Genomic DNA, 13,117 nt, shown 5'->3' with positions numbered 1-13,117 from the left:
AGAAATTTTCTAAAACGAAAAGTAATACTTTAATCCTTTCTTCATGACCTTTTGTGCTTTCACTGTGTCTTCTCTGTGCCCTCTTTGGTTAAAGCACAGAGAAGACACAGTGAACCGCATGAAAGATAGAAAGATTTTACTCCTCTTCCAAGCTTATTACTCCTTGCTCCGAAAGTCAAACCACACCTTTATAGGGTAGCCCTCATCTCCTTTATGCCCTCTGAAATACCCTTTACTGCTTCCGGGACCCAATGCTTCGGGTTGCTTGAATTTGGTACCGATAGCTGGAATTTCGTACAAAAAGGAAATATCACCTTCGGGAAATGGCGGGTGTGTTCCTCCTGCCAAATGCTTGGGTTTTTCCGGCTTAAACAGCTGGAAATATAAATGGGGCGTTTCCGAAATAATTGTAAAATCCGATTCGGTAGTTTGCATTATTGCCCAGTAAAGGTCCCCGTGGTAACCTTTAAATTCGGGATAAACCAAATTGTTGAAGCTTTCACCGGTAACGGTGTTGTTGTATGTCTTGTCCCATACTCCCATATTACTCCCTTTTATCCGGTTTTTCCACACACGGTATGGTCCGCGGCCCATCCATTTTATCCCTTTACATTTTTCTTCGGGGTAGTTGAAGGAAATTCCGAAAAAATCGATATCCCGCAATTCATTTTGAAGGGGACTGGCTTCGAGTAGTAACAATCCGTTTTTCTCCAACGTCCATTTTATTTTTTCGGGATAATTGTTTGTTGTAATTTCAAACGTAAAATTTTTGCCAGGCTCTTTGCTCCATTGTAGATCTGTAATTTCAGTATTCCCTCCTGCCGGTACCGGGCCACCAGTAAAGGAAACCACGCCTTTTCTGTTTTTCACGGAAAGAAGGGTTCCATTCATTTTCGAGAGTGAGACTTCAAGACCGGGAATTGAAACAGTAACAGCTTTCTCGCTTTCACTAACTTCTATTTCTGATGGGTTACCGGCAATCATTTTTATTAATTCGGCAGCCTTTTCATCTGTTTGTATTACCGGCCAACTCCATGTGTAAAGTTCATTCCCGTGGGGATCATTGGCGGTAAACAATAACAAATCCGCTTTTTGCAACGCTTTCCCAAAATTAACTTTTATAGCAGCCGTTTCACCTGGCTCTGTAAAAGGACTTTGGCAAGTCCCTTTCCCTGTAATTTCATTTTCTGTCTTATCAAACCCCGTTTTAATTGCTTTCCATTCAAAAGAACAATCCTTTAGGTTGGTAAAAATGAATTTATTTTCGAGGAATAGTTTGCCGTTCCACCGGCGGTTAATGGTAACCGGCTTCACCTGCACAGGCGACCAGATTTCTTTGACGGTGTAAAAGCTACCTTCCTTTTCCCGGTGTGGCCCCAGAATTCCGTCAGGTGCATGATTCCCATCACCGTCGTAAACCGTGCCTTCCAAATCGGTACGCAAAACTGCTTCATCGGCCAGTACCCAGAGGAAACCTCCTGCGTGGAGCGGCGATGACTGGTATTTTTTCCAGTATTCTTCAAGGCCGGCGCCAAGCCCGCCATCGTATAGCCCATGCAGCAGCTCCGCAGCCATGAATGGATCATTTCCATTAATATATCGTCCGATGGCATAATTGTAAGCGGGATAATGGTGTGTATCTGCTCCATTGCGCAATAACCACGGGTAAATTACCGGTCGTTTTTGAATGTCATATTCATGAAAGCCTTTTTCGTTGGCAAAGTCCCAGCCACCTTCGTTTCCGTGGTTCCAAATTACAACACTGGGGTGGTTCTCATCTTTCAGGATGGTTTCTTTTACCCGTTTGGGCCCCACAATTGTATCATAACTATTCTGCCATCCGGTTACTTCATCCAGCACGAATAGACCCAAAGAATCGCATAATTCCAGGAACCGTTTATCCGGAACATAGTGTGAACAGCGAACAGCATTCATATTCATTTCCTTTATTAGCCTGATGTCGGTAAGATGATGCTCTTCGCTGAGACAGCGGCCGGTTTCCGGCCAGAAGGAGTGGCGGTTCACCCCTTTGAAAACCACTTTTTCGCCGTTTACATAAAACCCGTCATGTTCCCGCAGTTCCACTGTGCGAAAGCCAATCCGTTCGGTGGTTTCATGTAACACCTCCTCTCCTTTTTTCAGGCTGATTTTCATGTCATAAAGGTTGGGCCATTCGGGATTCCAGGATTTCACGTTTTCAAATTTCCCGGAAATCCATTTTTCCACATTTCCATCTTCTATTTTATCCCGGATTGTTTGGCCCATTTGGTTTCCTTCCAGGTCGAATAATTGAACTGCTACGGAGTAACCTAAGCCTGGTCCGTTCAGCTCAATAAATGATTTGAAGGAGCCATCGGCTTTTGCGTCAATGGCTGCGCGTTTTATATGAGAGCCAGGAAGTACTTCAAGAAAAACCGGGCGAAAAATACCACCGAAAATCCAGAAATCGGCCTGGCGCTCGGCCTGGTTGACTGACTCATTAGAAGAATGTTTTGCCACATCAACTTCCAAAAGATTTATCTTTCCGTATTTCAGCAATTTGGAAATATCGTACTTAAACCGATAAAATGCACCCTGATGAATTTCACCTGCCAATTTTCCGTTGATTTTCACTTCAGTATCCGTCATCGAGCCATCAAAAACAATATTTACAGTCTTACCTTTCCATGAAGCCGGAATTTCAAATTCATGTTTGTACAGACCATGTTCCTTACCCAATTTAATGTTTGCTTTTTTCCAATCGTGTCCATAATTGTAAGTTCCAAAGCCCTGCAATTCCCAATTGGAGGGAACCGGAATTTTTGTCCATTCTCCGCTATTTTGTCCATCGGTACAGTAAAAATCCCAGTCAACGGTATGGGCGGCATCGGTACCCGAGAGATAAACAATTTGTGTATTCTGAGAAAAAATAGAATTTGAAAATAAAATACAAAAAACAAAAATTAAGGCCCGAACTGTCATCATTATCTTGTGAATTTAATTTTTAATAAAAACCTTTATTTGATAAAACCGTGCTCAATCTTTTCAGTAAAATTAATTACTTTATCCATTAGAACTGAATTCGGACAAGAATTGGCAGATGATCTGATGGGAAAACTTCGCCTCTTTGCTCAGAGATACTAACATATTGTTCTACGGTTACTTTTCGATTGCTAAAAATATAATCAATCTGTTCACGGCTTTCTACCGGTACTTTGCCAAAACTGTGAAATGTCCATAGGGGACCGTACCAACTTTTTGCCAATAGTCTTGTATCCCAAAACCCTTTCTTCCCTTTTCTTTCAGTCAGGATTTGATAAGGAATTGATTGCGAATTGGAATTAAAGTCTCCTGTTATAATTGCCGGTTGGGAACCTGCAATTTGGCCTACCTTTTCAAGCAGAAGTCTGGCGCTTTCTTCGCGAGCCTTTTCCCGATTGTCGAAATGCGTATTAAACAGGAAAAAATAGTCCCCCGTATTTTTATCTTTCAGCTGTCCCCAGGTTACAATACGATAGGTAGCCCCCCAGCTTTTATTCGGTTTCTCAGTATCTTCAGCCAGCCAGAAGGTCGCGCTTTTTATCAGTTCGAAACGTTTTTTATTGTAGAAAATGGGACTGTATTCGCCTTCGGTCTTCCCATCGTTACGAGCTACACCAATATAGCCGTATTCAGGAAGTCTTTCTAAAAGATCGCCCAGTTGCAGATGCAAAACCTCCTGAAGGCCAATGAGGTCAGGCTGATAAAAATGGATTAAATCTCCAACCCAATTTCTGCGGTTTTCCCAACTATTCAGGTCATCTTTTGCATTCGAATTCCGAATATTAAACGACATGACCGCAATTCCCAAATCTGTATTTCTTTTTTGTGCATAAATCTCTGAGCCTTGCCAGAGCATCGCAGGGAAAAGCAGATATAAGATGATTTTGTTCATTATAATAATTTGCAGGATATAAAACTGTTTAGTTCTATGCATATTATTTTAGGTTATCTTTTTGTCTAAGCTTTTTTAGACTTCATCTTTTGAAATATTTATAGGTTGCTGGAGTCTGTTTCCCGGTGGTAGTCATAGTTGTGGTAATTTCAATTGAAGGACGCTCCCAGTAATACAGTACCCCTGTTTCAGTACCTACCAGCAGGTCGGGAATACCATCTTTGTTGAGATCAGAAACCACCGGACCATCTGTATGCCCCATCAGCGTGCGGGAAACGATACGTCCCATATACTGTAAAACCATTTTTCCATCTTCCATTCCCATGTTTTTCATCCAATCCACAGCAGGTTTCGAAGAAAAAACGAGATCTTCCAAACCGTCGCCATCCCAGTCGGCAAACGTGATTTTCAAACGTCCGTGACTGGAGCCTGTTCGCTGATTCAGGAGTATGGGTTCCCCGTCAGGGTAAATAAAATTGCGTTGCGGATGGGCAAGCAGTAATTTTCCATCTTTTTTAAACCGAAGATAAACAGCTAAATAACCTTCGTAGTCTAGCATAACCAAATCATTTAGCCCGTCGTTGTTAAAATCCATAATAAACGGCGAAGTACGCCAGGGAGCCAGTAACTCTTTTCCTTTTGAAACACCAGGTGTCCAGGCTGGTTTTAGGGGCTCACCTTTCCATTCTACTTCAATAGGCTGAGGTTTTGATAGTTCAGGTTTTGTCCGTGTCCCTTTATTTCTTAACCATACAATGTTGCCATTGTGTTCATTCACCAGAATATCGGGTAACCCGTCCATATCCCAGTCTCCTACATCAACAGTGGTATATCCCCAGTGCGGGTCTTCCGTGTTGGGTAGCACTTCTGTGGGAATAATCCTTATGGGAGTTCCATCAACTTCCAATATTTTTGGGGCAGCCCATTTGGAAATGTCTCCTCCGAGGTTTTTTACAAAGTATACATTTCCCACGCCATTTCCTCCTACTATATCGTCCAGTCCATCACCATCCCAGTCAAATACCCGGGGTGCAGCCAATGCCCCCAAATCGAGGAATTTTGCTTCCTGTTGAAGAAAAACCGGAGGCAGAAATTCGGTAACACCATTGATTATTTTTCCTGTATTTTTAAGGAATGAAACCTTGCCATCCTCATCACCGGCAATAATATCCACAAAGCCATCACGGTTAAAATCAATTGCTTTTAGCTTTGTATTACTTCCGGAGCGGGAAACCAATTGTATTTTTTTTCCGTTATAACGTATGGTGTCCCCTTCAGAAAACAGATGTTTTTGGGGAGTGCCTTTATTCTCGAAATAAACCAGGTGCGTAAACCTGCCGGTTACAACATAATCCACATCTCCGTCATTATCATAGTCTGCCAGCGCTACTTCGAGGTTCAAACCATTTTTAAAAGGTTTTCCCTTTCCTGTCAGAATGTTTTCGGGCTTTTCATAAACAGGCTTTTCATTTGTACCGCTATTTTTGAAAAACAGGAGTGAATTGCCCTGGCGTGACATAATCCCAGCCACAAGATCATATTTAGAATCACCATCAAAATCAATTATTTTCCAGGTATTTGCGTTCGTATTCCGAACATATTCATTTAACTGTGCGGGCATATTCATTCTTTTCCAAAATACATTTTGCGGCACATCTTCGTAAATAAGCAGCGTTTCATTCGTGCGGTCGGGAGTAAGCACGTGAATATGCCCATTAACATCAGACGCTTCGAAAAACTTTCCATCGTACCCCAATCGAAACCGCTCGGAGTTAACCCGCATTCCATACCGGTAAACGGGTAAATCAACATTCCCACTAATATTTTCAAAATAAAAAACACCAGATTCGGCATAGCTTCCCGATTCGGAAATGAGCAAATCAAGATCGCCGTCGCCATCAAAGTCCATGGGCATGGGAACCGATTTAAAACCAACATCCAAATCCACCAGTAGTCCGGGATTGTTGTACTCCATTTTTTGTACGCCTTTATTTTGAATTGGTTGTTCTGAACGGGTTGGTTGATTTGGAGTACACCCCATTGCCAGGAAAAGGGCAATGAGTAAGAGTAGATTTATACTTCTGTTTTTTACTTTATTCATAGCTTAAAAATAAAAAAGGACGCTTTATTTTCAGGGAAAAGCAGCAAATTTTATGGAAAAGGCATAAGATTCTTTTCCGATTGTCCCTGTATAGTTCAAAATCTGCCTATTTCCGGATCTGAAAATAAAACGTCCTTAAAATCGCCAATTATTAATTAATTTTCATTCATTACGGATTAGCAATATTAATATCCCGGATTTTGCCCGTAGTCATTTGAACATCTGTCGATCTGATTCTGAGGTATTGGCCTTAACAGATGTTTTTCACTGATATTATCGACTGCATAGTTCGGGCTGTTGGTTGCGTTGCAATATGCTTTTACCCGATCAATAAGAAATCCCATACGGGTTAAATCATACCATCTTTGCATTTCTCCCAATAACTCGCGCCCACGTTCATCAAGTATTAACTCCAAAGTAACGTCGTTTGCAGAAATATTCATTTCTTGTTCAAAGCCTGGCCAGGCAGCACGTTTCCGAACAATGCTTAGCATTTCGGCAGCTTTGTCAAGATCGTCTGTTTTGAAATACGCTTCGGCAGCAATCAGATAGGCCTCGGCTAAACGCATCACGAAGAAGTCGCGGGTGCCTTCTTTGAGATTTATTGACTCTCGCGTGGGATCGATAAATTTCCACAACGAGGCATAAACCCGTTCTGAATAACCGGTTCCGGCTTCATTATTTCTTTCGTCAGGTGTATAAATAACCGCCGATTTATTGTGCCTTTCGTTTACATATTCCTGTGTAAGGGTTCTTTCAATCCGGTTCCCGTTTTCGTCGGCTACATAATACTTTTCGCCAACATTAACACCGGGGAGGAAAATGGCAGTATCTCCTATTTCCTGATTAGGAAGCAGGTTCGCCGTATTGTTTGCATACCAAACATGCTGATAACTTTTGTAGTAACGGGCATCGTATTTTCGATCCCAAAGAGACAGGGCATATGGCGTAGGAGAAAAACGGATATAAGGCCGTCCATAATCAATGGAACGTTTCATCCCGGGAAGTTTATCATATCCCATAAGAAAAAAGAGATGGGAACGATTACCTGTTCCACGGGTAAGTGGGTCGGTTGAGTTTTGTATACTCCAGATTACTTCGCTGTTTTTTTGATTGTTAATGTCCCATAAATCAGCATAATCCGACAGTAGCGAATAATTTTCGTTGTCTATAACTGCTTGTGCCAGTTCAATAGATTTGTCAAAATCTTCCGTCTTGCCGGTCAGCCAGCCATAGGTTAAGTATACTTTCGATAATAAAAACTGGGCTGCAACCTTAGTTGCCCTTCCGTATTCACTTTGAGTTTCGGGTAGGTTCTCAATAGCATATTCAAGGTCAGGGATAATTGCCGTGGAATAGATGGTTTTCGCAGAGGTTCTGTTGGCTTCCGTTTCAACCCCTACCGTTTCTTCGAGAGAAAGATGGACATCACCAAACTGACGAACCAAAACAAAATAGTATAGTGCTCTTAAGAAACGAGTCTGAGCGATTAACCCACTCTTGATGTCTTCTCTTATTTTTTCATTTACTGAAGTACGGCCTACCACCGCGTTGCACTGATTGATTCCCTGGTACATGGTTCTCCAAACATTCCAGCTGTTACCTTCGGATGAATCAAAACGATATTGCCCAAGTACTTTTCTACCGTCGGAACCATTGGCATGAAGGTCGGTGCCGTAAACAGTCATACTCATTCCATCCTCCTGACCAAAATACATGACTTTCAGATAGGAATACGCAGCTTCGACAGCATCATTCAATCCGGCTTCGGTTGTATAATAGGATTCCGCACTTACATCGGAAACCATTTCTTCTTTCAGGTATTCATTACAGGACTGTATGGAGGAGGCGAATATCAGAATAAATAAAATACGCGTGATTTGTTTTATTTTGTTCATAACTTTAATTTTAGAAGTTTACGTTAAGACCAAAAACAATTGCTTTACTGTTGGGGACATCGTAGTAGAGAATGCCTTTATCATTTTCCGGATCCCATCCTTCATATTTGGTAAACATAAAAGGATTGTCGGCCGTAATATATATCCTGGCATTACTCATTTTAACTGCCTCAATTAGCTTTTTCGAAAGGGTATAACCAAGGGTAATATTCCTGATTTTCACAAAAGAGCCATCAAAATAATTGTTTGACGAGTCGTACCGTGCGTAGTTTTGATTTTGGTTTGGACGCGGATAAGCATTTGTTGGGTTATCGGGTGTCCAGTAGTCCACATCAAGGTTATTGTATCTTCCGGCAAGAGAATTGAATTCGTGATGAAATCTGCTGTAAATGGTGGAACCATGGCGGATAAAAACGAAACATGAGAGGTCTAATCCTTTGAATTCAAATCGATTGGTGATTCCTGCGTTCCACTTAGGCACCGACGAGCCACGGATTACCCTGTCATCGGAGTCAATTACCCCATTCGGTTCCTGATCTTTAATTTTGATTTCGCCCGGATAAAATCCATAGGAAGTAGCTTCTTCTTCCTCATGGCTCTGCCAGATACCTATTTTTTTATAATCATAAAAAACAGAAAGTGGATGACCAATGAACCAATTGTTACCCACGTCGTCTTTCTTTCCGTCATAAAGCTCTAGTATCTCTTCTTTATTGGCAAACCAGTTGATATCCATTTTCCAGTTAATCCCTTTCGGATTTTCAAGAATTATAGTGTTTAAATTTATTTCAATTCCTTTGTTTCTTGTGGAGCCAACATTTTCAAGTACACTGGAATATCCTGAGGTTATGGGCAACTGACGTAGCATTAATAAATCAGAAGTTTTGGCGTTATAGTAGTCTACGGAGCCGTTAATCCGGCCTTTCAGGATTCCAAAATCGATACCTGCATCAATTGTTGCTGTGCTTTCCCATCTCAGATCGGGGTTAGGAATATCATTCAGTGCATATCCGTATCCCGGAGAACCATCCCAGTCATAAACGGTTTGAGCAAGTGCTCCCTGGGTTTGATAAGGATTAATGGCCGTATTCCCCGTAACGCCATAACTGGCACGAAGTTTCAGATTGGAAATAAAGGGTAAATCCTGCATCCAGGGTTCGTTGATAATTCTCCAGCCAAGAGCCCCTGAAGGGAAATATCCCCATTTTTTTCCTTTTGATAACCGGGAGGAGCCGTCAGCACGAAGGGTGGCCTGAATGAGGTATTTTCCATTATAATCGTAGTTGATCCTTCCCATGAACGACGCCATTTTCCATTCTTCCAACTGACTATCAACTCCAAGAACAGTGCTTCCTGTATTCATATTGTAAAACTTTTGGGTCTCGTATGGCAAGTCATTTACAGAAAAACCATAATACTCTTCTGAAAAACTTTGAAGCGATTGCATCAAGGTAAAATCTACCTGATGATTCTGATCGAAGTTTTTACTGAATTTCAGGATGTTTTCCAATGTATAGGTGAATTTGCCCATGTTTTCCACTGTGGCATCAGAAGCACCTCCCAGGTTAGAGTCTGTATATGTTCCACGGAAAAGTCCACGCCGCTGGTCGCGGTTATCGACTCCGAAATTCAGGCGGTAGTTTAGATATTTCAGGAAGTCAATTTCAGCATAAACAGATGAGAAGACACGGTTAATTTTGTATTCATCCGTGAAGTTTTCCGATTCAATGTCAAACAGTGGGTTAGATAATTGTCCGTCAGTAGTTGGCAGGAAAAACGGTTCCCCTGTTTCCGGGTCAAAGGCTTGTCCGATTGGCGAATTGAGCAATGCGCTTTCAATGGCGGCAGTTGTCCCTACATCATTTAGACTCCGGGTTAGCAGAGTTGAGGTTCCCACCTTAAACCACTTGTTAAAGCGATGATCCAGGTTAAGTCGAAGAGTGTACCGTTTGTAATACATGTTTTTAATGGTCCCTTTTTCATCATAATATCCTGCAGAAAGGGCAAACTGTGTTTTTTCGTTTCCTCCGGAAAAACTCAGTTGTTGGTCGGTTTTATAGCCCTGGCTGAAAATCATATCGGGATAATCATAGGATATTCCATTCCTAAGGTTTTCCAACTGGACCGTTTCGAAAAGGTGTTCGTCGTCAATGTATGAATTGGTGGCCCGGTAGGCTTCCCGACGGTATTCGGCAAATTCTTCTGCATTCATCATATCTACCATGCGGCTGATCTGAGTAAACCCATAATATGTATTGTAGGAGATAGTGGCTTTGGAAGCACTTCCTCTTTTTGTAGTAACAAGAATTACCCCGTTGGCACCACGTGAACCGTAAATTGCACAAGATGCGGCATCTTTAAGAATTTCAATTGAAACTATATCATTAGGGTTGATATCGTTAATCCCTCCTTCCAGTGGAATACCATCTACAACGTAAAGTGGATCGTTTGATGCACTAAAAGAACGATTTCCCCGAATTCTTATGGTTGGAATTGAACCCGGAGTTCCGCTGTTTTGTACGATGTCAACACCAGTCGCCTTTCCCTGCATTTTTTCTATCAGACTCACTGCTGGTCTTTCCTGCAGATCTGATATCTTTACAGAAGCAATTGAACCGGTCAAATCCGATTTTTTCTGCGTACCATAGCCAACGGCAATTACTTCCTCAATCCCAATGGCATCTTCTTCCATTTTCGTATTAATGGTAGTCCTGTTACCAACAGGTATTTCCTGTGTTTTCATACCCACAAACGAAAATTGCAGTATATCTTCCTCTGAAATACTGGCTAAGGAGTACTCTCCATCGGCATTGGTAACGGTACCTTGTGTAGTGCCTTTTACCACTACGGTTACACCGGGCAGGGGCTGGCCACCGGAGTCGGTGACTTTACCCGAAACGGATTTTTGCTGCTGATCTACAATAAACTTCGGGCTGATTACAATCTGGTTATTTACACGGTAGAAGGTTACATTATCGTTCGGGAACAACAGCTTTAATATTTCATCGACCGTTGCTTCCTGAACATCAATATCTATTTTCATTCCTACATCAACAAGATCTTTGTTGTAGATAAAACCCAGTTTACTTTGTTTTTCCAATTTCAGGAGTATCTGTTCCACCGTTGTATTTTTAAGTTCCAGCGAAAACTTTCCCTGAGCCAGTAATGAACCGGCCATCGATTGGTAAATAACAAAAAAGAATATAAAAGCGGATAATTTCATTTTTAAAATTAGATGCCGAAGGCTGGGAGAACATATCCCACCTCTCGTTAATTTTTTTTTCATAAATTTGTAACTGATTAATTTAAACGATTAATTAAAAACTCTTTTAATGTGGGTGGTGTTGGCGCAGTACCCACATTTTTTTGTTGTAAGACATTCTACATAGGCAAAATAAATTTATTGTTTTATACTTCGTTTTTTATCTTTCGATATAATTACTTCGGCCTGCGAATAGGAAGAATCAGCATTTTGTTCCGGTTTTATATAGGTATATTTTATGGGTGCAGTAAGTGTAAGCAATTCCAGTATCTGTTCAAAAGTCTCTACCCTTACTATAACATTGTAGGTATAATTAGCCACTGTTGCATCCACAATTTTAATGCGGGCATTGTAACGCCGTTCAAGCGTGCGGGCAATGGAAGCCAACGTGGCATCCCGGAATATGAGTTCGCCGGAACGCCAGTTTACAAACTGATCTATCGGCATTTGTTTAATCGTCAATGTACGTTTATCCTTGTTAAACACTGAAATTTCACCGGGTTCCAGAAATTGTTCTTCATTATTTACTGTTAACGACACCTTCCCTTTTGCAAGCGCCACAACAACATCCTCTTCGTTGTGGTAAGCGTTCACGTTAAATTGCGTGCCGTAAACCGTCACCTGCGGACCGAGATTATTTACCACAAAGGGTGCGTCTGCTTTTTCTACGTCAAAAAATGCTTCCCCTACGATGCTGACCTCGCGTTGTGCCCCACTGAAACTGGCCGGGTATTTCAGTTCCGACCCTGCATTCAACCAGACTTTTGATCCGTCAGGCAGTTTTAAATCTACAATTCCTCCTATGGGAGCTTTCACCGTAACCGGATTTGAATTGTTGTACTGAGCAATTTGCTCGTAGTCCGATTTTACCGACATATTTTGCAGGTATAACCAAACCACAGTTACCAGTAATGGAATAAGTAAAACGGCTGCCACCCTGCCGGCCCAAAGCGTAAACCGGCCAATCTGCTTCCCTCTATTTCGGGCATTAATCTGCCTGCGGGTTTTTTGCCAGAAATAATGTATTTCAGAATCGGAAATCTTAGGTGTTTCAAAACGAAAAAGACGTACAGTTTTTAAGGCTTCTGAAAATTCAGCCTCCCATTCCGGATGATTCATCCTCCAATCTTTCCAATATCCGGCTTCTGTATTATCGCGTCCTGACGCCCAGTGAACAAAACGGTTATCGGCAATTAAATTTTCGTATATTTCTTTTTGAAAACGGCTCATTTTTGCTTCTTTCTACTTAAAGGAGGAAATTCAGCCGTTTTATACTCACTTAAACTTAGTTTTTTTTGAAAAAGATTGAATAAAATAATTTCAATATTATCTGCGCTGTGAAATCCGGTGTCTTTCAGGTCTTTCCTGATTTTCTCCAGGGCCCGGAACAACAAATTCCGAACGGACTGAACATTCATGTCAAGTATCTCTGCCAGTTCGTCGAAGCCGAAATTATGAAAAAATCGCAGCATGATTACCTCGCGCTGGCGTTCCGAGAGCTGATTTAAACTGTCGACCAAACGTTTGTTTAATTCCTTCGAATTCTCCTCTCCAATAATAAAATCCTCCGCTCCGAGGGTAAAGGCTTCTGTTTTTAACGCCTTTTCCATTTCAGAAAAACGGTTATTTTTTGTTCTGTGAATTAATTCGTTTCGCAAGGTAACCAAGAGGTAAGGCTTCACTTTTGTGACTTCGCCAATCTGTTTTCTTCTTTCCCACAAGTGTACGAACATCTCCTGTATTACATCCTTCACCAGGTCGGGCATGGGTATAATCTTCATGCCGTAGTAATACATTTCGTTAAAATAAGTTTGAAATATTATCCCCAGGGCTTCCTGGTCTCCTCTTTTAAACCGAACCCAATATGACAGTTCAATTTGTTCCATTTCGTTGCTTTGGTTTCCTCTGACTGGCAACAAATATAAATATTCTGTCATACTTAG

Annotated in this window: 7 protein-coding genes; all 7 read right to left on the bottom strand. The window is 41.5% G+C overall.

The annotated features are described in order from the left end of the window. Nucleotides 1-156: 156 nt before the first annotated feature. Nucleotides 157-2,964, bottom strand: coding sequence for a glycoside hydrolase family 2 protein (locus D1164_RS12745; protein WP_119350367.1), 2,808 nt, complete (start codon nt 2,962-2,964; stop codon nt 157-159). Nucleotides 2,965-3,049: 85 nt separating this feature from the next. After that, complete coding sequence (locus D1164_RS12740) at nt 3,050-3,955, bottom strand: endonuclease/exonuclease/phosphatase family protein (RefSeq protein WP_119350366.1); 906 nt, start codon at nt 3,953-3,955, stop codon at nt 3,050-3,052. A gap of 40 nt (nt 3,956-3,995) precedes the next feature. Next, nucleotides 3,996-6,014: an FG-GAP repeat domain-containing protein gene (locus D1164_RS12735; RefSeq protein WP_119350365.1), complete on the bottom strand. Its 2,019-nt coding sequence runs from the start codon at nt 6,012-6,014 to the stop codon at nt 3,996-3,998. Nucleotides 6,015-6,199: 185 nt separating this feature from the next. Next, nucleotides 6,200-7,912 (bottom strand): RagB/SusD family nutrient uptake outer membrane protein, encoded by a 1,713-nt coding sequence (locus D1164_RS12730; protein ID WP_119350364.1) that lies wholly within the window; start codon nt 7,910-7,912, stop codon nt 6,200-6,202. A 10-nt stretch (nt 7,913-7,922) separates the two neighbouring features. Beyond that, the gene (locus D1164_RS12725) at nt 7,923-11,135 is read right to left on the bottom strand and encodes a TonB-dependent receptor (protein ID WP_172594445.1); all 3,213 of its coding nucleotides are present in this window, start codon (nt 11,133-11,135) and stop codon (nt 7,923-7,925) included. Between the two features lie 177 nt (nt 11,136-11,312). Further along, nucleotides 11,313-12,404 carry a FecR family protein gene (locus D1164_RS12720; RefSeq protein WP_119350362.1) on the bottom strand — a complete coding sequence of 364 codons (1,092 nt, stop codon included), beginning with the start codon at nt 12,402-12,404 and terminating at the stop codon, nt 11,313-11,315. Beyond that, nucleotides 12,401-13,111: an RNA polymerase sigma factor gene (locus D1164_RS12715; protein WP_119350361.1), complete on the bottom strand. Its 711-nt coding sequence runs from the start codon at nt 13,109-13,111 to the stop codon at nt 12,401-12,403. The genes D1164_RS12720 and D1164_RS12715 overlap by 4 nt, the downstream gene beginning before the upstream one ends. Nucleotides 13,112-13,117 lie beyond the last annotated feature (6 nt).

Origin of the sequence: Mariniphaga sediminis (genome assembly GCF_003573545.1) — a bacterium.
Taxonomy (GTDB): domain Bacteria; phylum Bacteroidota; class Bacteroidia; order Bacteroidales; family Prolixibacteraceae; genus Mariniphaga; species Mariniphaga sediminis.
Note: the sequence above shows the minus strand (reverse complement) of the source record. Positions and strands in the feature narration are given on the sequence as shown.